We start from the raw sequence: 20,748 nt of genomic DNA on the forward strand, positions 1-20,748 counted from the left end.
CCGAGGACGGGCGAGGCGCAACAGGGCGTCACGGAACCGGCACCTCCGGCGGATCCGCCGCACAGGGGCGAGCCCGGATGATGGACGGATGCTCCTCCGCCACCCCGTCCTCGGAACCGCCACGGGCCTGTACCTCGGCCTCGTCGCGTGGATCACGCTGTCGCCGGAGCCCTACGACCGCCGCATCGACGGCTACCTCTTCCGCGCCCTCCGCGCGCTGCACCGGCACGACGGCACGTCGTGGATCACCTACTCCTTCGTGGAGGGCGCCGCGAACGTCGCGATGTTCCTGCCCGTGGGCATGTTCCTCGTGCTGCTCCTCGGCCGGTCACGCTGGTGGCTCGCCATCGCGCTCGGCGTCGGCCTCTCGGCGCTCATCGAGACCGCGCAGGCGTTCCTCCCGACGCGCGTCTCCGACGTCCGCGACGTGGTGCACAACGGCCTCGGCGCCCTCATCGGCGTCGTGGTCGTCCTGATCCTCACGGCTCGCTCCGAGAACGCCCGCCGCCGTGCCCTCCGCCAGCGCCCGCGGCCGGCGGCGACGGGCCCGCAGCGCCTGGTCGGCACGCGGCGCTGACCCCGCGCGGGCCTCGCGGGGGAGCCCTCGCCGGCCCCGGGCGCGGTCAGGCGGAGCCCCCTCGGCTCGATAGGATTGACGCCGGATTCCAAGGGGTGTGCAGGTGACCGGTACGGAGCTGGAGCGCGAGCGGGCGTACGTCACCCGCCTCTACGGGCGACTCGACGCGGTGCGAGCGGAGACCCGCGATCAGCTGACGGCGGTGCGCGACAGCCCCACGGGCGGCACGCACCAGAACCGCTCCGAGCGCGACGCGTTCGCCCGCATCTACGAGGACCGGCTGCAGGCGCTCCGCGAGGTCGACGAGCGCCTCGTCTTCGGCCGCCTCGAGTTCGAGGACGGGCACCTGCCGGAGGACGAGCCGCGCGACGGATCCCCGGCGCGGGCCGCCGGCGACGGGGATCCCGTCTACCGGTACATCGGCCGCATCGGCCTCCGCGACGACGACCTCCAGCCGCTGCTCCTCGACTGGCGCGTGCCCCAGGCGAGCGCGTTCTACCAGGCCACGGCCGCCACCCCGCTCGGCGCCCGCGCGCGCCGGCACCTCACGACGCACGGCCGCGAGGTCGTGCACGTCGAGGACGAGGTCTTCGACCCGACGCTGCTCGACGAGGGCCGCACCAGCCTCCAGGGCGAGGGCGCGCTGCTCGCGGCGCTCGGCGCCGGCCGCACCGGCCGGATGAACGACATCGTCGCCACCATCCAGGCCGAGCAGGACCGCATCATCCGATCCGACCTCCGCGGCGTGCTCGTCGTGCAGGGCGGCCCCGGCACGGGCAAGACCGCGGTCGCGCTGCACCGCGCGGCGTACCTCCTCTACTCCCACCGCGACCGGCTCGCGTCCTCGGGCGTCCTCGTCGTCGGCCCCAGCCGCTCCTTCCTCCAGTACATCGAGGCCGTGCTGCCGTCCCTCGGGGAGACGGGCGTCGTGCTCGCGAGCGTCGGCCAGCTGTACCCGGGCATCGACGCCGCCGGGGAGGACGCGCCCGAGGTCGCGGCCGTCAAGGGCGGATCCGAGATGGCGGGCCTCCTGCAGCGCGCCGTCCGCTCGCGCCAGGTCGTCCCCACCGAGGCCGTCACGCTCGACGTCAACGGCGAGCGCATCGTGCTCGAGCCGTCGCTCGTCGCCGGCGCGCTCCGCCGGGCGCAGGACAGCAGGAAGCCGCACAACGAGGCGCGGGTCGTCTTCAACAAGGCCGCGCTCGGATCCCTCGCGCAGGTCCTCGCGTCGCAGATGCGCCGCAACGGCAGCGCGCTCGACGACAGCGACCTCGCGATGCTGCGCGAGGACCTCCGCACCTCCTACGACGTGAAGGTCGCGCTCAACACCGCGTGGCTGCCGCTCACCCCGGAGAAGCTGATCCAGGACCTCTACGCGCGGCCGAACTGGCTCGCCTCGCTCACGCCGCGCTGGAGCCCCGAGAAGCGCGCGCTCCTCCGCCGCGACCGCGACGCGCCGTTCACGATCGCCGACGTGCCGCTCCTCGACGAGGCCGCGGAGCTCCTCGGCGAGTTCAGCGCGCAGGCCGACGCGAGCGCCCGCGAGCGCGAGCAGCAGCGCCTCCGCGACATCGAGAACGCCGAGCAGGCCATCGAGAACATGGGCGTCGGCGGCATGGTCACGGCCGAGCGCCTCGCCGAGGGCTTCGCGGAGCAGGCCGCGCGACGCACGACCGCCGAGCGCGCCGCGTCCGACCGCACCTGGACCTACGGCCACATCGTCGTCGACGAGGCGCAGGAGCTCTCGCCCATGCAGTGGCGCGTGCTCCTGCGTCGCTGCCCCCTGCGTTCCTTCACCATCGTGGGCGACGTGGCGCAGGCGAGCTCCGCCGTCGGCGTCGGCAGCTGGCAGGACGCGCTCGGTCCCGTGCTCGGGCGTGAGTGGCGCCTCGAGGAGCTCACCGTCAACTACCGCACGCCCGCCCGGATCGCCGAGGCCGCGGAGCGCATGGCCATCGCGCACGGCCTCCCGGTCACCCGCTCGCGCGCCGTCCGCGAGGGCGACCACCCCATCGACACGGTCGAGGTGGACGCCGACGAGGTCGTGTCCGCGGTCGTCGACGTGGTCGACGAGGAGCGCGAGGGCGGCGACCGGGGCACGCTCGCCGTCATCGCCCGCGACGACCGCGTCGAGGAGCTGCACGGCGCGCTCGCCGAGCGCTTCGGATCCGCGGTCGGCATCGGCGTCGGCGGCCTCGGCCGGCCCATCGCGGTGCTCGGGTCGCAGGAGGCGAAGGGCCTCGAGTTCGACGTCGTCGTCATCGCCGAGCCCGACGAGATCCTCGCGCACACGTCGCGCGGGGCGGCGGGCCTCTACGTCGCGATGACGCGGCCGACGCAGCGCCTGCACATCGTCACGTCGACCGGCTTCTCCGCCTGATCCGCGGTGCCCGCCCGGCGCATCGTGGGCCGGCGCGCGGCGCTCGCGTGAACACTATGAAGACAAGTGGCACGCGGCTCCGCACGCGCGGAGGATGGGCCGGTCATGACCCCTCCTCCTGCATCCTCCGGCCCCTCGTCCGCACCCGGCACCGGGACGGATCCCGGCCCGGGAGGAGCGTCGCGGGATGAGGCGGACCCGGCGCCTGACGGGGTCGCGTCGGTCGCCGCCGCGCACGAGCCCGACGCCGCGGCCGCCCGCCGCGCCCGCCGCGGCCGCCGCTCGCGCGTCATCCAGGTCGTCGTCATCGTCGCCGTCGCGGTCGGCATCGCGCTCGTCCCGCCGCCCGCCGGCGTCGACCCGCGCGGCATGCACATGGCCGGCATCTTCGTCGGCACCGTCCTCGCCCTGATCCTGCAGCCGCTGCCCACCGCGCCCGTCGCGCTGGTCGGCCTCGCGGTCGCCATGCTCACCGGCACCATGACCACCGACGGCGAGGCGCTCGTCGGCTTCGCGAACCCCACCATCTGGCTCATCGTCGCGTCGTTCTTCATCGCGGACGGCTTCCTCGTCACGGGCCTCGGCCGCCGCATCGCGCTGGTCTTCGTCTCGCGGCTGGGCGGATCCAGCCTCGGCCTCGCGTACGGCATGGCCCTCACCGACCTGGTGCTGGCGCCCGCGACGCCGTCGAACACCGCGCGGGCGGGCGGCGTCGTGTACCCGATCGTGGCGTCGCTCAGCCGCGTGCAGGGATCCACGCCCGATTCGGACGCGTCGCGCCGCCGCCTCGGCTCCTACCTCGCGCTCACGAGCGTGCAGGTCAACACGGTCACCTCCGCCATGTTCGTCACGGCGATGGCGGGCAATCCCGTCGCACAGAAGGCCGCGGCCGACCTCGGCATCGAGATCACCTGGGGCGGCTGGGCGCTCGCGGCCCTCGTCCCCGGGCTCCTCAGCCTGGTGGTCGTCCCGTGGGCGATGGCGCGCGTCTACCCGCCGACCCTCACCCGCACGCCCGAGGCACCGGCCCACGCGCGCGCGGAGCTGCGCGGCCTCGGCCCGCTGTCGGGCCACGAGCGCATCATGGCCGCGACGTTCGTCCTGCTGCTCGTGCTCTGGTGCGGCGGATCCCTGCTCGGCATCCCCGCCACCGCCGCGGCCTTCGGCGGCATCGCGGTGCTGCTCGTCACGGGCGTCCTCAAGTGGTCGCACCTGGCCGCGAACGCGTCGGCCTGGTCGACGCTCATCTTCTTCGCCGTGCTCGTGGGCATGGCCGACCAGCTCGACGCGCTCGGTGTCATCGACCTGGTGGGCGGGGCCGTCTCCGGATCCGTCGGCGGGCTGCCCTGGCCGTGGGCCTTCGCGGTGCTCGCGCTCGTGTACTTCTTCTCGCACTACCTGTTCGCGTCGAACACGGCGCACATCGTCGCGATGTACGCGGTCTTCCTCGGCGCCGCGGTCGCGACCGGTACGCCGCCGCTGTTCGCCGCGCTCGTGCTCGGTTTCATCGGCAACCTCTTCGGCGGCATCTCGCACTACGCGTCGGGGCCGTCGGGCGTGGTCTTCGGATCCGGCTACGTCACGACCACGGAGTGGTTCCGCGTCGGCTTCGCGATGGCGGTGGTGCTCATCGTGATCTGGGGTGTCGTCGGCACCGCGTGGATGGGCGTGCTCGGCCTCCTGGCCTGACCGCCCGATCGCCCGAGGGCAGGGAGATGGGCCGACCCGATGACGGGCCGGCCCTGCGGTCGTGGTCCCAGTGCCGAGACCCCTCTCCATGCGCTGTCCGTGCGACCGCTCTCCCCATGACATCCGGACCCGTTGTGCATCGCGTCTCTGGTGGTCCGGCGCATTGCAGTGTCTTCGGACCGAGCGCACGATCGGTTGGGGCGCGAAGGTGACGGCTGCCTGGGCGCCGCCGGGCGCGTTCAGCGTGCGGGCGCCGGCCAGCCCACGTCGTCGGACGTGAGGAGCGGCACGTCGCCGCACCCGTCGAGCACGCGCGCCATCGCGTCGTGCTCGGCGCGCGTCACGCTGAGCTCCGTGCGCACCTTGACCGACACCTGCCGCGCGACGAGCGCGCACGCGTCGCCCGGGTCCTCCGGCAGCCACGCGTCGGCCGTCGCGTCCGACTTCGCGTTGTTCTCGGCGGCCGAGGCGGCGACCAGCTCCAGCGGGTCGTTCGCGAACGCCACGCGGTAGTCGGCGTCCCAGCGCCACGCACCGGACGACCACGCGTCCGACAGCGACACCACGTGGTCGATCTGCACCGCCTCGGGATCCCGCGACCGGTCGAACGCCACGCGCACGCCCGAGTACGGGTCCTCCAGCACGCCGGCCTGCACGACGCAGCCGCGCGTCCCGCCGCGGATCTCCGCATCCGCGAGGTCCCGCCGGAGCACGTCATCGCGGGTGTCGCAGCCGTTGCGGTCGACGTCCGTGCGCCACGCGAAGGACTCGCGGTCGTAGCCGGCCACGCTCTCCTCCGTCCGCACCTCGAGCCCGTCCAGGGCGAGGCGCGCGGATCCGGTCGCGCCCGGCTCCGAGCCGAGCCCCGTCGCGGATCCGCCGCCCGTGCCCGCGGGATCCGTGCCCGGGTCCCCCCGCCATTGCGCGACCGCCGCGACGATCACGATGGCGAGGGCCGCCAGCGTCACGAGCACGGGCGTCCGCCGTCGGCGTCGCCGCGTCACGGGGTCGGGTTCCGGGAGTCGTAGCGCTCGAACGACGGCAGCGCCCGGATCAGGGTCCACACCAGCACCGCGATCAGCAAGCCGCCCACGAGCGACGGCACCCACAGCGCCGCGAACAGCGTGACGATGCCGATGTACGCGTCGCCGAGCCGTGGCCCGCCGGTCACCACGACGATGAAGATGCCCTGCAGCCGCCCGCGCATGTTGTCGGGCACCGCGGTCTGCAGCATCGTGTTGCGGAAGATCGAGGAGATGTTGTCGGCCGCGCCCGTGAGCGCGAGCAGCACGGAGGCCGCGACGATGCCCGGGACGCTCGCGTCCTCGATCCGCGACCCGATGCCGTGCAGCACGCCCGGCCGCGACGCGAGCAGGAGCACGAGGCCGAAGCCCGCGGTGGAGAGGCCGTACGCGACGATGGCCCAGCGGATCGCCCGGCCGTGGCGCGTGACCCGCCCCACGGATCCGCTCAGCACGCTGCTCACCAGGCTGCCCACGGCGCCCGCCGCCGTGAGGATCCCGACGGTCACCGGCCCGCCGCCCAGCACCACGGCGCCGACCGCGGGGAACAGCACGCGCGGCTGCCCGAGCGTCATGGCGATGATGTCGACGATGAACGACATCCGGATGTTCGGCGCCGTCCGGAGGAAGCCCAGCCCGTACCTGATGGATGCCAGCCCTGGCCGCTGCACCTCGCCCTCCGGCGCGATCCGCGGCAGCGCGAGCACGCCCGTGAACGCGGCGAGGAAGAGCACGGCGTCGACCGTGTAGGTCCACTGGAACCCGACCGACGCCACGAGCACGCCCGCGAGCGCCGGTCCCACCGTGACCATGACGCCCAGGCTGATCCCGCCGAGCGCGCTGGCCGCGGGCAGGAGGTGCGGCGGCAGGATGCGGGGGAGGATCGCCTGCCGGCTGGTCCCGATCACCGTCGCCGCGACCGCGTTGAGGATGCTCAGCGCGTAGAGCGACCACACCGTCTCCGCGTGGGTCCACGCGAGCGCCGCCAGCAGGATGGTCGACCCCCAGGCCACGCACGACGCGATGAGCGCGACCTTCCGACGGTCGAACGCGTCGGCGAGCATGCCGCCGTAGAGCCCCGCGACGATCATCGGCAGGAGCGACAGCACGCCCACGAGCGCGACCGAGCCGGTGGATCCCGTCAGCTCGTACACGTGCAGCCCGATCGCCACCACGGTCATCTGGCTGCCGATCCCCGCGATCGCGTTGCCGGCCCAGAGCCGCGCGAACGCGGGGCTCTCCTTCAGCGGCGTCAGGTCGACGAAGTGGCTGCCACGCACCTGCCGCTCGTCGGGGATCGGGATGGGGGAGGTCTCGGGCGGGGTGCTCACGTGTCGCTGCGTCGTCTCTGTCGGGTGGTTTTCCACGCTAGCCGAGATCACCGACGTCGCCCCCGCGCGAGGCTCCCGTCCGCCCGCGGGGGCGGCCCTGCCCCTCTGGTATGCTCGTGCGGTTGCCGTCTGAACGGCCGCGGATCAAGAGAGCTCGCACATCCTGTGACGGGCGCCGCGCAACGAACACGAGAGGGGATCATCACATGGCTCTGGAAGCAGACGTCAAGAAGGCGATCATCGACGAGTACGCGACCCACCCCGGTGACACCGGATCCCCCGAGGTGCAGATCGCGCTCCTCACCAAGCGGATCACGGGCCTCACCGAGCACCTCAAGGAGCACAAGCACGACCACCACACGCGTCGTGGCCTGCTCCTCCTGGTCGGCCAGCGTCGTCGTCTCCTCGGCTACCTGTCCAACGTCGACATCGAGCGCTACCGCGCCCTGATCGCGCGCCTGGGCATCCGCCGCTGACACGCACCACGCGTCGCTGATCGCATCACGTGCGGACGGACGAGCCGCCACCCTCCGGGGTGGCGGCTCGTTCCGCGTTAACGAGCGCGACGTCCTCCCGACACCCGCCCGCGCCCGCCCTCCGGGGCCCGCGAGGGGCCGGGTGCTACCATGGCCGAAGTGATCCAGCGGACGCCCAGCGTCACGATGCGATCACGACAGATGGAGCTGGCCGGCAGGAGCTGGTCGTTGGTGGTGGTATTCCGAGTCGCTCGGAGCATTCCCACTGATGGCCAGACATGCGCCCGCCGCCGTCGGCCACCGGCCGCCGAGCGGAACCAGCCGCGCACGTGCACCCGGGATCCGCATCAGGCGGGCGCCGTGGTGTCGCCTCGCCCGCTCCTCCTCTGTCGCAGGAGGTCCGCATCCACACGGGATGCAGGACGAGCGCCCGACGGGCGTCGCCGAGAGGCGCAACACGAAGGAGAGAGACCTCAATGGAAGGTCCAGAGATCAAGTTCGCCGAGGCAGTCCTCGACAACGGCAAGTACGGAACGCGCACGGTCCGGTTCGAGGCCGGCCGCCTCGCGCAGCAGGCGCAGGGCGCGGTCGCCGCGTACCTCGACGAGGACACCATGCTGCTGTCCGCCACCTCGGTGGGCAAGCACCCGAAGGACAACTTCGACTTCTTCCCCCTGACCATCGACGTCGAGGAGCGCAGCTACGCCGCGGGCAAGATCCCCGGCTCGTTCTTCCGCCGCGAGGGCCGCCCCTCCACCGAGGCGATCCTCGTCTGCCGCCTCATCGACCGGCCGCTGCGCCCGTCGTTCATCACCGGCCTCCGCAACGAGGTCCAGGTCGTCATCACCGTCCTCAGCATCGCGCCGGACGAGTTCTACGACAGCCTCGCCATCAACGCGGCGAGCGCATCGAGCATGCTCTCGGGCATCCCGTTCTCCGGCCCCATCGCGGGTGTGCGCCTCGCGCTCATCGGCGACCAGTGGGTCGTCTTCCCGAAGCACTCGCAGCTCAAGGAGGCCGTCTTCGACATCACCGTCGCCGGCCGCGTCGTCACCGACTCCGCGGGCAACGAGGACGTCGCGATCATGATGGTCGAGGCCGAGGCCACCGAGGGTGCCTGGGACCTCATCCAGGGCGGCGCCACGAAGCCCGACGAGGCCGTCGTCGCGCAGGGCCTCGAGGCCGCGAAGCCGTTCATCCGCCAGCTCGTCGCCGCGCAGGCCTCGCTCGCGCAGCAGGCCGCGAAGCCCACGGTCGACTACCCCGTCTTCCTGCCGTACGCGCAGGAGACCTACGACGCCGTGAGCGCGCTCGCCCTCGACGAGCTGGGCACCGTGTACCAGACCGCCGACAAGATCGAGCGCCAGGACGCGGACGACGCCCTCAAGACCCGCACCAAGGAGGCCGTGGCCGCCAAGGTCGAGGCCGGCGAGCTGCCGCAGTCGGCGCTCACCGAGTTCTCCGCGGCGTACAAGTCCGTCACGAAGACGGTCGTCCGCGGCCGGATCCTCCGCGACGGCATCCGCATGGACGGTCGCGGCCTCGCCGACATCCGCCCGCTCGACGCCGAGGTGCAGGTCATCCCGCGCGTCCACGGGTCGGCCATCTTCCAGCGCGGCGAGACCCAGATCCTGGGCGTCACCACGCTGAACATGCTCAAGATGGAGCAGCAGATCGACTCGCTGAGCCCCATCACGAAGAAGCGCTACCTGCACCACTACAACTTCCCGCCCTACTCCACCGGTGAGACCGGTCGCGTCGGGTCGCCGAAGCGTCGCGAGATCGGGCACGGCTTCCTCGCCGAGCGCGCCCTCGTGCCGGTGCTGCCGAGCCGCGAGGAGTTCCCCTACGCGATCCGCCAGGTGTCCGAGGCCCTCGGGTCCAACGGCTCCACGTCGATGGGCTCCGTCTGCGCCTCGACCCTGTCGCTGCTGAACGCGGGTGTGCCGCTGCGCGCGCCCGTCGCCGGCATCGCCATGGGCCTCGTGTCCGACACCGTCGACGGCCAGGTCCGCTACGCGGCCCTCACCGACATCCTCGGTGCGGAGGACGCGCTCGGCGACATGGACTTCAAGGTCGCCGGCACGTCGGAGTTCGTCACGGCCATCCAGCTGGACACGAAGCTCGACGGCATCCCCACGTCGGTCCTCGACGGCGCGCTCAAGCAGGCGAAGGAGGCCCGCACGGCCATCCTCGGCGTGCTGAACCAGGCCATCGACGCCCCCGACGAGATGGCCCCGACCGCGCCCCGCGTGATCTCGGTCAACATCCCCGTCGACAAGATCGGCGAGCTGATCGGCCCGAAGGGCAAGACGATCAACGCCATCCAGGACGAGACCGGCGCCGACATCTCCATCGAGGAGGACGGCACCGTCTACATCGGCGCCGTCGACGGCCCGTCGGCGGAGGCCGCGCGTGCGCAGGTCAACGCCATCGCGAACCCGACGAACCCCGAGGTCGGCGAGTCCTTCCTCGGCACCGTCGTCAAGATCGCGACGTTCGGCGCGTTCGTCTCGCTGCTCCCCGGCAAGGACGGCCTGCTGCACATCAGCGAGGTCCGCAAGCTCGCCGGCGGCAAGCGCGTCGAGAACGTCGAGGACGTGCTCGGGGTCGGCCAGAAGATCCTGGTGGAGATCACCAAGATCGACGACCGCGGCAAGCTGTCGCTCGCTCCCGTGCTGGAGGAGGCCGCCGATCAGGAGGGCCGCGACGCCGCCAGCCACGGCTCGGAGGCGCCCGCGGAGGGCTAGACCCCGCCGCAGCACCCGCACGACACGGATGCCCGTCCCACCTCGGTGGGGCGGGCATCCGTCGTGCGCGGGCTACTTGCCGTGGTTCGGATCCGTCGGGTACGGCACGTCCTGCACGGGCGGTTCCGTGAGGGACGGGGCCGGGGTCGGATCCGCGGACGGACCGGGTGCCGGCGTCGGCGCCGGCTCATCCGTCGGCGCCGGGCTCGACGACGGCGCCGGGCTCGATGACGGCGTGACGCCGGGCGTGGTGCCCGGCTCGCCCGTCGTCGGGACGGGCGCCACCCGCTCGGCGTCGCCCTGCGACAGCGCGATCGCCGCGATGACCCCGGCGATGACGAGGATCGCGGCGACGACCGCGAGAACCAGGCGGAGGCGCCGGCGCCGAGCCGGGGCGTCATCGCCCTTGCCCGGCGTCGGTCGATCTCCCTCGTGGGTCACGTCGTCGCCTCGATCCGGACGCTCAGTCCGCGACGGTGATCGCGGTGCCGACGAGCTGTGCGCGCCCGATCACGTGCGGGAGCATCAGGAAGCCCAGGATCGCCGGTGTCGCGCCCTCCGGGATGTCCAGCGACTCCACGTCGAGCGCGGTGACGGTGAAGAAGTAACGGTGCGTGCCGTGGCCCGCGGGCGGCGTCGCCCCGTAGAACCGGGTCTCGCGCGCGTCGTTGTGCAGCGTCACCGAGCCGGCCGGCAGGAGACCCGCCTCCGGATCGCCCGCACCGGCGGGCAGCGAGGTGGTGGACGCCGGGATCCCGCGCACCGCCCAGTGCCAGAACCCGCTGCCGGTCGGCGCGTCGGGGTCGTAGGCGGTGAGGACGTAGCTGCGGGTCGCGGCCGGCGCGCCCGTCCAGGTGAGGGTGGGGGAGCGGTCCTCGCCGCCCTGGCTCGCGCCGCGCGCGAACCCGGGCAGCGGTGCCCCGTCGGCGAAGTCGGGGCTGGTGAGGTGGAAGGGGGCGGCATCCGGCAGGCGGTGCAGCGGGTCGTTGGGCACGGGGGTTCCTCTCGGTGGTGCTGACCGCCCCAGCCTCGCACGATGGCTCGTGATGCGGCCGGAATCGTCCGCCATGCGCCTCGGGGAAGTCCGCCGGACGGCGCATGCGGCCGCGTGGGCCCGGGCAGGGCCCCCGAAGAGGGGCTGGGTCTCGATGCGGGCACCTCGTTAGCGTGGAGGTCGCGGGCAGGTCCATGTGACCGCCCGCCTCCGGGGGACGCATCGGGGGATGCTGACCGCCGAGGGGTGCCGGGGTCGGGGGATCCACGGCACCCCTTCCGGCGCCGATGCCGACTCGCCACCGGCCTTCCGCGAGTCGGCACGAGGCCGATGTCCCGGGGGCGAACGACGGTGCGCGCATTTCCTTGGTACGCAAACCTTTCGCCTGCTGGACGGTACTCTGAGGGGTGTGACGACGTCCCCTCCCTCCGCCTCCGACGTCGCGCCCGGTTCGCCGCCGCGGCCCCGTCGCGGGGGATCGCTCCTCTCGCGTCGCGCGCGACCGGTCGACACGGCGACCCCGACCGGATCCCTCGTCGAGACCGCCGTCCAGGCGGCCGGCACCCTCGTCCTCGAGGCCGCGTCGACGTCCGCACCCGGCCTGCGCACCGGCGGGAGCATCCCGCAGCCCGCCCGCCGACGGGCCATCGGCGACACCGATCTCCGTGTGTTCCCGCTCGCGCTCGGCGGCAACGTCTTCGGCTGGACAGCGGGCCCGGAGGACACCGCCGCGATCCTCGACCGGTACCAGGAGGCGGGCGGCAACTTCATCGACACCGCCGACTCCTACGCGAGCGGCCGCAGCGAGCACATGATCGGCTCGTGGATGCGGGAGCGCCGCAACCGCGACTCGATGGTCGTCGCCACCAAGATCGGCAAGAGCGAGGACTTCCCCGGGCTCGGCGCGTCCCGCATCGAGCGCGCCGTGGACGCCAGCCTCTCGCGGCTCGGCACCGACTTCATCGACCTCCTCTACTTCCACTGGGACGACCTCGACGTGCCGCTCGAGGAGAGCCTCGCCGCCGCGGGTCGCCTCATCGCGTCGGGCAAGGTCCGGCATCTCGCGGCGTCGAACTACGCCGCCGAGCGGCTGCTGCACGCGCGGATCATGGGCGGGCTGTACGACGCACCACGTTTCGTCGCGCTGCAGACGCACTACAACCTCGTCAACCGCGCGCCCTTCGAGTCGGAGTACCTCGACGTCGTCCGCGGTCAACAGCTCGCGGTGATGCCCTACTTCGCTCTCGCGAACGGGTTCCTGACGGGCAAGTACCGCACCCGCGACTCCGTGCGGGAGGGCGCCCGCGGTGCCCGTGCCGCCAGGTACCTGACCCGTCGGGGCCTCCGCGTGCTCACCGCCCTCGACGAGATCGCCGACCACCACTCGACGAGCGTCGCCACGATCGCCCTGGCGTGGCTCCTCGCCAAGCCCGGGATCGTCGCACCCGTCGCGAGCGCGAGCCGACCGGAGCAGATCCACGATCTGGTCCAAGCGGCACATGTGCAGCTCTCGCGCCACGACGTCGCCCGGCTCGACCGCGCGTCCGAGTAGTCCTCCCCAGAGCGCATCCCGGCCCGGTCCAACTCGTCATGTGGAAGGCGGGGGTCACGCGCGTGATCCGGCGGCTACCTTTCCTGGACCCGTGCTGCCCGGCGCTCCGGCGCCTGCTTGTCCGCGCGGGTTCCGTATGGCCCGGGGGAGACGACCTTGTACGAGCGACTGCGCGTTCCGATGCGACGACGAGGGGGAGTGGTGGCGCTCGCGCTGACCGTCCTCGTCACGAGCCTGCTGCTCACTGGATGCGCCACGGCAGCGGCCCCGGCTCCCGTGCCAGCTCCGGCCCCGTCGCTGACGCAGGAGCAGCGGGACGACGAGGCGTTCCATGACGTAATTAACCGATATATCGACCTCGACGCGAATTCCCTGACGGATGAGGACCTCGCGGCGTTGCTCACGGGGAGCGTGCTGAAAAGCGAGGAGGCGGGGCTTCTCAAGGCACGTCAGAAGGGGCAGCGGACCGACGGTCAGGAGCTGGTGTCGGGATTCGAGGTCACGGATCGCGGCATCGACCCGCAGGGAGCGCAATACATGACTGCCCAGGTCTGCCTTGACGTCAGTGGCACGAGGATCATCGACTCGAGCGGTGCAGATGTGACGCCCGATCGTGCGGTACGCCAGTCCCTGCAAGTGAAGGCTGTCAAATCTGACGATGCGCTCTGGCGTATCAGCGACATCGTGCGCAATGAGGACGTGCACGCATGCGGTTGAGTCTGCTCGCGCCTCTGCTGGCTCTGATCCTCGCCCTGTCGCCTGCTCTCGTCGCCGACGCAGAATCATCGGACGATCCCTGCAGCGTCAAATTCGACGGTGAAGGCATCTGCACGACAGGAGGCATTCAGAGCGGGGGAGTGGCCTTGCAGGCGGACACCACCCGCGCGGGGGCTGCTTCCTCCTCCCGCGCAGGTGCTCATTCGCGGGCCGATCCCTTGCAACCCCCAGCGTCTACGGCGCCACACGTTGAGGCGCCGGTGCCGCGGGGTCGGATGGCAGCGGATATTGACGTGCCGTGCACCCCGAGCGCTCGCCTTCCAGGCGGGGGTCAGTGTTCGGATGGGCAGCATGCGTTCTTGCCGCCGGCGAAGGCGCCGGTGAAGCCGGCGGATCCGGTGCCGGTCGCAGCGGTGGTGCCGGGGGTGTCGTTGGCGGATGTGGCGCAGTTCGTGCCGCGGGATGCGGGGATCAGGTCGCAGCCGAACGGGTGGGCGATCGTGGGGGCTCCGGTGAATCTGTTCACGGATGCGGCCACGCAGGTGGTCGACGGGGTGTTGTTGGGTCGGCCGGCGCAGGTGCGGTTCGTGCCGGTGTCGTTCTCGTGGGATCACGGCGACGGGACCACTACGACGGTGGTGGGGGCTGGTGCGTCGTGGAAGGAGTTGGGGCAGCAGGACTTCACCCAGACGGACACGAGTCACGTGTATTCGAGCGTCGGGGATCGGCAGGTGTCGCTGACGATCGCGTATTCGCCGGCCTACCGGTTCGATGGCGGTGGCTGGCTGCCGATCCCGGGCACGTTGCCGGTGCAGGTCGGGCCGGTCACGATCCGTGTCCTGCAGGGGTCGACGGTGTTGGTGGGTGGTGCGTGCGGGGAGCGGAACGCCGGACCCGGATGCCCATGACGTCGCTGTCCTCCGGCGTCGGCCCCCGGGTCGCCGCGGGGCCCGTGGCGTAGGGTGACGCTGATGTCCCGCGCCGTAGAACTCCCCCTCGACCTCCCCGAGCTCACCGTGCAGTCGACGGGCGGCGCCCGTGTCCGGCGTTCCGTCCTTCCGTCGGGCGTCCGCATCCTCAGCGAGGACGTGCCCGGCAGCCGCAGCGCCACCATCGGCATGTGGGTCGCGGTCGGCTCGCGCGACGAGCAGCCAGGCGACCTCGGATCCACCCACTTCCTCGAGCACCTCCTCTTCAAGGGCACCGCGTCGCGCACGGCGCTCGACATCGCCGTGTCCTTCGACGCGGTCGGGGGCGAGCACAACGCCGTCACCGCCAAGGAGTACACCTGCTACTACGCCAAGGTGCAGGACCGTGACCTCGGCATGGCGGTCGACGTGCTCGCCGACATGGTCACCTCCAGCCTCATCGACGTCGAGGAGTTCGAGACCGAGCGCGGGGTCATCCTCGAGGAGCTCGCCATGGCGGACGACGACCCGGGCGACGTCGTCAGCGAGCGCTTCTTCGAGGCCGTGCTGGGGGACCACCCGCTCGGCCGTCCCATCGGGGGCAGCCCCGCGGACATCGAGGCCGCTGAGCGCGACGCCGTCGTCGCGCACTTCCGCCGCAACTACCGCCCGCAGGACCTCGTCATCACGGCGGCGGGCTCGGTGGACCACGACGCCCTCGTCGCGCGCGTCACCGCCGGCCTCGAGCGCGCGGGCTGGGACCTGTCGGTCGCCGCGGCCCCTGTCGCGCGTCGCACCGGCGCGACCCCGCTCATCACGCGCGGCAGCGACCTCGTCGTCGTCGACCGCCCCATCGAGCAGACCAACATCCTCCTCGGCGTGCCCGGCCTCGCGGCGTCCGACGACCGTCGGCCCGCCCTCGCCATGCTCAACTCGGTGCTCGGCGGCGGGATGTCCTCGCGCCTGTTCCAGGAGGTGCGCGAGAAGCGCGGCCTCGCGTACTCCGTGTACTCGTTCGGCGCCTCCTACTCGGACGCGGGCGTGTTCGGCCTCTACGCCGGATGCACGGCCGCGAAGACCGCCCAGGTCTCGCGCCTCATGGTCGACGAGTTCCAGAAGCTGGCCGAGGAGCACGTCACGGATGAGGAGCTCGCGCGCGCGTTCGGGCAGCTCTCCGGCCAGTCGGCCCTCGCGCTCGAGGACTCGGACACGCGCATGTCGCGGCTCGGGCGCTCGGAGATCACGACCGGCGAGTACGTCGACCTCGACGAGACGCTCTCCCGTCTCTCCCGCGTCACCTCCGACGACGTCCGTGCCCTCGCGGCCGACCTGATCTCCCGACCGCTCTCGGTCGCCGCCGTGGGCACCGTCGGCGCCGACGCGTTCGCCCCGCTGCTCGAGACCCCCGCGCTCCTGTAGGAGGAACCGTGTCCCACTACATCTACCTCGTGCGCCACGGCGAGCAGCAGGACGCCGAGCACGGCCTCCCGGACGGGCCGCTGTCGGGCCGTGGCAAGCGCCAGGCGCACTGCATCGCCGACCGGCTGAGCGGCGTCCCGTTCACGTCGGTGCGCCACTCGCCGCTCGCGCGGGCGGAGGAGACGGCCGCGATCATGGCGGAGCGCATGCCCGCCATCGAGCCGGAGCCGTCGTCGCTCCTGTTCGACTGCATCCCGTCCGGGCCCACGCCGGACATGCCGCACGCGTTCGCGTCGTTCTTCGGCGGGATCACCGAGGAGGAGATCGACGCCGGCAGCGCCCAGATGGCCGACGCCGTGAGCGAGTTCCTGGCACCGGCGCGCGGCGACCGCCACGACCTGCTCATCACCCACAACTTCGTCATCGCCTGGTTCGTGCGGCACGTCTTCGACGCGCCCGAGTGGCGGTGGATGGGCATCAACCAGGCCAACTGCGGCCTCACCATCATCCGCGTGCGCTCCGCGAAGCCGCCCGTGCTCGTGGTGCACAACGACCTCGGTCACCTGCCGGCCGAGCTGCGCACCGGCCTCCCGGAGCAGCAGCCGTACTAGAGGTCCCGCCACGTCCGTCGCCCAGCGTCTCGGCCGGGCGCGCCGGTACGCTGGACGGATGACAACCACGGTCGCCGTCGTCGGCGCAACGGGACGCATGGGCCAGCTGATCTCGCAGATCGTCGACGCGAGCACCGAGTTCGAGCTCGTCGCGAGCCTCGACTCCAAGGACGAGCTGTCGGACATGCTCGGCGCGGACATCGCCGTCGACGTGACGCTGCCGGCGGTCAGCCAGGGCGTCGTCGAGTTCGCCGTCGCGCACGGCATGAACGTCCTCGTGGGCACGAGCGGCTGGACCGGTGAGCGCATCACCGAGCTGGAGCGGCGGATCACCGGCAACCTCGCCGTGGGCGTCGTCATCATCCCGAACTTCTCCGTCGGCAGCGTGCTCGCGACCTCCTTCGCGCAGATGGCGGCCCGGTTCTACGACTCCATCGAGATCATCGAGGCGCACGGGGCGTCCAAGATCGACTCCCCGTCGGGCACCGCGGTCCGCACGGCTGAGCTCATGTCGCAGGCGCGCGGCACCCGCGGTCCGGTGCAGGCGCCGCACACGGACCAGCGGGCGCGCGGCCAGCAGGTCGCGAGCATCCCCGTGCACAGCCTCCGCATGCAGGGCGTCGTCGCCAAGCAGGACGTGGTGTTCGGCGGCAACGGCGAGGTGCTCACCATCAGCCACGACACGCTCGCGCCGAGCGCCTACGAGGCGGGGATCCTCCTGGCCCTCCGCGCGACCCGCACCGCGCGCGGCGTCACCGTCGGGCTCGACCGCCTCATCGACCTCGACGGCTCGCGCGATCGCGCGACGCAGGAGGCGTCGGCAGGTGCGGCATCGGGACCCGTCGACGACGGCGGGCCGAGCGGTCAGGCCGCCACCGTCACGAGCGCCTGATGGGGACGCGCATCGGCGTCGCCGTCATGGCGGTGCTCATGGTGCTGTACCTGGCGCTGGCCGGCCAGATCGCCGTCCTGCTCCTGATCTCGGGCGAGCCCGTCGGCGTCGTGTTCGGGCTCGCGCTCCTGATCCTCCCGCTGGTCGGGGTGTGGGCGCTCGTGCGAGAGCTGTCCTTCGGGGTGCGCAGCGCGCGCCTGGTGCGGATCCTCGACCAGGAGGACGGCCTGCCCGTCGCCGATCTGCCGACGCGTGCGAGCGGCCGGCCGCTCCGCGACGCGGCCGACGCGGCCTTTCCCGCCTACCAGGCCGAGGTCGAGCAGGATCCCGCCAGCTGGCGCGCCTGGTTCCGCCTCGGCCTCGCCTACGACGCGAGCGGGGACCGGCGCCGGGCGCGGGGTGCGATCCGTCGGGCGATCTCGCTGCACCGCGCCGAGCCCGCCGCCTGAACGACCCTCGGGCGACTCAGCGCGCCGAGGTCAGCTCTTCGCGAGCAGCCGGTCGATCGCGAGCTCGACCGTGGGATCCCGGAAGGCGAACCCGTCGGCGAGCAGCTTCTCGGGCCGCGCCGGCTGGCTCGACAGCAGCAGCTCCTGCCCGGCGTCCTGCAGCGCGAGCCGGATGAGGAACTCGGGCGCCGGCACCAGGTAGGGCCGGTGCATGCGCTTCGCGAGGTGGCGCATCAGCCGGTCGGCCATGACGGGCTCCGGACCGGTGAGGTTCACGGGTCCGGAGACGGGCGACGACAGCAGGTGGACGATGGCGGCAGCCTCGTCGCGGAGGGAGATCCACGGCCAGACCTGGCCGCCGGTGCCGAGCTTCCCGGCGAGCCCGAGGTTCGTGAGGAGGCGGAGCGGCGCGAGGGCGCCCGCCTGCGCGAGCACCAGGCCGGTGCGCAGCGTGGCGACGCGCACGTCGGCCGACGCCTGGAACGCCTCTGCCTCCCACGCCTCCACGACCTCGGCGAGGAAGCCGGCGCCACGCGGCGAGTCCTCGGTGAGGCGCGCGGCGGGGCGGTCGCCGTAGAAGCCCACGGCGGATCCGTTCAGCAGCACCCGCGGCGGGTTCGCCGCCGACGCGATCGCGCCGACGATCGTCCGCGTGGCGGAGACGCGCGACGCGCGGATCTCCTCCTGGTACGGCTTCGTCCAGGGCAGGCGGCTGATGGAGGCGCCCGAGAGGTTCACGACGGCGTCGACGCCGTCGAGCACCGCGGGATCCAGGCGACCCTCGGCCGGCTGCCACTCGTGCTCGTCGGGCGATGACGGAGCGTGGCGCACCAGCGTCTGCACGCGATGCCCGGCAGCGTGCAGCTGCGCCTGCAGCTCGGTGCCGATCGTGCCCCCGGCGCCGGAGATGAGGACGGTGAGCGGGGCGGGGGATGCGGTGCTGTCGGACATGGTCGAGCCCTTCGTCGGTGCCCATCAGCCTAGGACGCGGCCCCGCACGCCGGCCGGGAGCAGGCCGGCGCGGCCACCCGACGGGCGTCGCGTACAGTGACCGTCGTGCCCCACGACGACATCGCCTTCCGCTCCGACATGACCGTGGAGCTCGTCCGCTCCAGCGCCCACGACTCCGACGTGATCTTCGCCGCCCGCGTGTCCACCGCCGGCGAGAAGACCCTCGAGCGCGCGCTCGACGAGCCCGACGACCAGGACCGCGCCCTCGAGGGCGACGTCGACACCGAGGCGGAGGAGAAGCGCGTCAAGCGCGACCGCGGCCTCATCAACTACCTCATGCGCGACCGCCACGGCTCGCCCTTCGAGCACAACTCGATGACCTTCTACGTGCAGGCGCCGATCTTCGTGTTCCGCGAGTTCATGCGGCACCGCATGGCGTCCTACAACGAGGAGTCGGGCCGATACAAGGAGCTCGACGCCGTGTTCTACGTGCCCGGCCCCGAGCGCAACCTCGTGCAGGTCGGCAAGCCCGGCGCCTACGAGTTCCACGCGGGCACCCCCGAGCAGACCGCGCTGGTGCAGGAGGAGACCCGTCGCACCTCCGCCGAGGCCTACGCCTCCTACCAGCGCATGCTCGAGCAGGGCGTGGCGCGCGAGGTCGCGCGCATCGTGCTGCCGCTCAACATCTACTCGTCGATGTACGTCACGCTCAACGCGCGCGCGCTCATGAACTTCCTGTCGCTGCGCACCAAGCACGAGGACTCGACGTTCCCGAGCTTCCCGCAGCGGGAGATCGAGATGTGCGCCGAGAAGATGGAGACCGAGTTCGCGCGGCTCATGCCCCTCACCCACGCGGCCTTCCAGAAGAACGGCCGCGTCGCGCCGTAGAGGGTAGCGCGCGGCGCGGCCGGCCCTCGGCGGACCCTCCGGTCGGAGCCGACGCGCTCCGCACAGGGGTGCACCGGCGTGGCCCACGGGAGGGCTGCCGAACACCCCGCTCGACGACGGTCCGACCGTTACGATGGAGCGCGTGTCCACAGAGAACCCGTTCGGCCAGGTCCTGGTGGCGCTCGTCACCCCGTTCACCGCCGACGGCGAGGTCGACTGGGCGGGCGTCGAGAAGCACATGGACGACGTCATCGTCGCGGGCGCGGACGGCATCGTCGTCACGGGCACCACGGGGGAGACCAGCACGCTGACCGACCCCGAGAAGATCAGGCTCGTCGAGGTCGGGCGCTCGGTGAGCGCCGGCCGGGCGAAGATCATCACGGGCGGCGGATCCAACGAGACCGCGCACGCCATGCAGCTCGCGCGCCAGAGCGAGAAGGCCGGCGCCGACGGCAACATGATCGTCACGCCCTACTACAACAAGCCCACGCAGGCCGGCGTCCTCACGCACTTCCGGATGATCGCGGACGCGACCGACCTCCCGGTCATCCTCTACGACATCCCCGGCCGCACGGGCATCCCGATCCAGTACGACACGATCCTCCGCGCCGCGAAGCACCCGAACATCCTCGCCATCAAGGACGCCAAGGGCGACCTCGCGCAGGCCAGCCGCGTTCTCAACCAGACGAGCCTCATGTACTTCGCGGGCGACGACGCGAACGCGCTGCCGACCCTCGCGATCGGCGGCACCGGCCTCATCGGCGTCACCGCCAACGTCACCGCCACGCCGTACCGCACCATGGTCGACGCCGTGAACGCGGGCGACCTCGCCGCCGCCACGCACGCGCACCAGCAGCTGGAGCCGCTCGTCCGCGCGGTGATGACCCACGTGCCCGGCACGGTCGCGGCGAAGTACATCCTCCATGGGCTCGGCCGCATCGGCAGCCCCCGCGTGCGCCTGCCCCTCGTGGGGCCGGAGGAGTGGGAGGCCGCGCAGATCGAGGACGAGATCGATCCTCTACGCGACGTCCCCGGCGTCGACTTCCGCAACTTCCGCCCCGACCGCAACGCCGCCGCGGGCGGTGCGCTGCCCCAGGTCGCCGGCACCACGCGCTGACGCGCGCCCCGAGCATCCCCGCCGG

General features: G+C 72.4%; 19 protein-coding genes. 14 read left to right on the plus strand and 5 right to left on the minus strand.

Annotated elements, in window-relative coordinates:
• Positions 1-88 precede the first annotated feature (88 nt).
• The 3 genes from ITJ44_RS13090 to ITJ44_RS13100 all read left to right on the plus strand — a co-directional run bounded on the left by ITJ44_RS13090 (position 89) and on the right by ITJ44_RS13100 (position 4,646).
• Positions 89-577: a VanZ family protein gene (locus ITJ44_RS13090; protein ID WP_194635990.1), complete on the plus strand. Its 489-nt coding sequence runs from the start codon at positions 89-91 to the stop codon at positions 575-577.
• A gap of 103 nt (positions 578-680) precedes the next feature.
• The gene (locus ITJ44_RS13095) at positions 681-2,957 is read left to right on the plus strand and encodes an AAA family ATPase (protein WP_194635991.1); all 2,277 of its coding nucleotides are present in this window, start codon (positions 681-683) and stop codon (positions 2,955-2,957) included.
• Positions 2,958-3,062: 105 nt separating this feature from the next.
• A complete protein-coding gene (locus tag ITJ44_RS13100; RefSeq protein WP_194635992.1) occupies positions 3,063-4,646 on the plus strand; it encodes a DASS family sodium-coupled anion symporter in 1,584 nt (527 codons plus the stop codon).
• Between the two features lie 239 nt (positions 4,647-4,885).
• Here ITJ44_RS13100 and ITJ44_RS13105 read toward each other — a convergent pair whose 3' ends face one another.
• A complete protein-coding gene (locus ITJ44_RS13105; protein WP_370551698.1) occupies positions 4,886-5,650 on the minus strand; it encodes an HNH endonuclease family protein in 765 nt (254 codons plus the stop codon).
• A complete protein-coding gene (locus ITJ44_RS13110) occupies positions 5,647-6,999 on the minus strand; it encodes an MFS transporter (protein WP_370551699.1) in 1,353 nt (450 codons plus the stop codon). The genes ITJ44_RS13105 and ITJ44_RS13110 overlap by 4 nt, the downstream gene beginning before the upstream one ends.
• Before the next feature lie 206 nt (positions 7,000-7,205).
• Here ITJ44_RS13110 and rpsO point away from each other — a divergent pair, with 206 nt between their 5' ends.
• Both rpsO and ITJ44_RS13120 read left to right on the plus strand, forming a co-directional pair.
• Complete coding sequence (rpsO, locus tag ITJ44_RS13115) at positions 7,206-7,475, plus strand: 30S ribosomal protein S15 (RefSeq protein ID WP_012038735.1); 270 nt, start codon at positions 7,206-7,208, stop codon at positions 7,473-7,475.
• A gap of 476 nt (positions 7,476-7,951) precedes the next feature.
• Positions 7,952-10,225 (plus strand): polyribonucleotide nucleotidyltransferase, encoded by a 2,274-nt coding sequence (locus ITJ44_RS13120; RefSeq protein ID WP_194635993.1) that lies wholly within the window; start codon positions 7,952-7,954, stop codon positions 10,223-10,225.
• Positions 10,226-10,297: 72 nt separating this feature from the next.
• On the opposite strand, the gene ITJ44_RS13125 is transcribed toward ITJ44_RS13120, so the two are convergent.
• Together ITJ44_RS13125 and ITJ44_RS13130 are read right to left on the minus strand one after the other, a co-directional pair.
• Complete coding sequence (locus ITJ44_RS13125) at positions 10,298-10,666, minus strand: hypothetical protein (RefSeq protein ID WP_194635994.1); 369 nt, start codon at positions 10,664-10,666, stop codon at positions 10,298-10,300.
• 22 nt (positions 10,667-10,688) lie between these two features.
• A complete protein-coding gene (locus ITJ44_RS13130; protein ID WP_194635995.1) occupies positions 10,689-11,219 on the minus strand; it encodes a YbhB/YbcL family Raf kinase inhibitor-like protein in 531 nt (176 codons plus the stop codon).
• A gap of 409 nt (positions 11,220-11,628) precedes the next feature.
• Here ITJ44_RS13130 and ITJ44_RS13135 point away from each other — a divergent pair, with 409 nt between their 5' ends.
• The 7 genes from ITJ44_RS13135 to ITJ44_RS13165 all read left to right on the plus strand — a co-directional run bounded on the left by ITJ44_RS13135 (position 11,629) and on the right by ITJ44_RS13165 (position 17,767).
• On the plus strand, positions 11,629-12,771 hold the full coding sequence (locus ITJ44_RS13135) for an aldo/keto reductase (protein WP_194635996.1): 1,143 nt from the start codon (positions 11,629-11,631) through the stop codon (positions 12,769-12,771).
• A 201-nt stretch (positions 12,772-12,972) separates the two neighbouring features.
• A complete protein-coding gene (locus ITJ44_RS13140; protein ID WP_370551700.1) occupies positions 12,973-13,488 on the plus strand; it encodes a hypothetical protein in 516 nt (171 codons plus the stop codon).
• Between the two features lie 359 nt (positions 13,489-13,847).
• Complete coding sequence (locus tag ITJ44_RS15930) at positions 13,848-14,396, plus strand: hypothetical protein (protein ID WP_228495050.1); 549 nt, start codon at positions 13,848-13,850, stop codon at positions 14,394-14,396.
• A gap of 63 nt (positions 14,397-14,459) precedes the next feature.
• Positions 14,460-15,815, plus strand: coding sequence for a pitrilysin family protein (locus ITJ44_RS13150; RefSeq protein WP_194635998.1), 1,356 nt, complete (start codon positions 14,460-14,462; stop codon positions 15,813-15,815).
• Positions 15,816-15,823: 8 nt separating this feature from the next.
• Positions 15,824-16,426, plus strand: a complete 603-nt coding sequence (locus ITJ44_RS13155) for a histidine phosphatase family protein (RefSeq protein ID WP_194635999.1) — start codon at positions 15,824-15,826, stop codon at positions 16,424-16,426.
• Positions 16,427-16,484: 58 nt separating this feature from the next.
• Positions 16,485-17,318, plus strand: a complete 834-nt coding sequence (dapB, locus tag ITJ44_RS13160) for a 4-hydroxy-tetrahydrodipicolinate reductase (protein WP_194636000.1) — start codon at positions 16,485-16,487, stop codon at positions 17,316-17,318.
• The gene (locus tag ITJ44_RS13165; RefSeq protein WP_194636001.1) at positions 17,318-17,767 is read left to right on the plus strand and encodes a hypothetical protein; all 450 of its coding nucleotides are present in this window, start codon (positions 17,318-17,320) and stop codon (positions 17,765-17,767) included. The genes dapB and ITJ44_RS13165 overlap by 1 nt, the downstream gene beginning before the upstream one ends.
• Positions 17,768-17,797: 30 nt before the next feature.
• Here the strand turns inward: ITJ44_RS13165 and ITJ44_RS13170 are convergent, their stop codons facing one another.
• Positions 17,798-18,718: a TIGR01777 family oxidoreductase gene (locus ITJ44_RS13170; RefSeq protein ID WP_194636002.1), complete on the minus strand. Its 921-nt coding sequence runs from the start codon at positions 18,716-18,718 to the stop codon at positions 17,798-17,800.
• A 96-nt stretch (positions 18,719-18,814) separates the two neighbouring features.
• On the opposite strand from ITJ44_RS13170, the gene thyX reads away from it, so the two are divergent.
• Positions 18,815-19,606: an FAD-dependent thymidylate synthase gene (gene thyX, locus ITJ44_RS13175; RefSeq protein WP_194636003.1), complete on the plus strand. Its 792-nt coding sequence runs from the start codon at positions 18,815-18,817 to the stop codon at positions 19,604-19,606.
• A gap of 133 nt (positions 19,607-19,739) precedes the next feature.
• Positions 19,740-20,723, plus strand: coding sequence for a 4-hydroxy-tetrahydrodipicolinate synthase (dapA, locus tag ITJ44_RS13180; protein ID WP_194636004.1), 984 nt, complete (start codon positions 19,740-19,742; stop codon positions 20,721-20,723).
• Positions 20,724-20,748: the final 25 nt, after the last annotated feature.

It is taken from the genome of Clavibacter sp. VKM Ac-2873, from assembly GCF_015351075.1.
Lineage (GTDB): Bacteria > Actinomycetota > Actinomycetes > Actinomycetales > Microbacteriaceae > Clavibacter.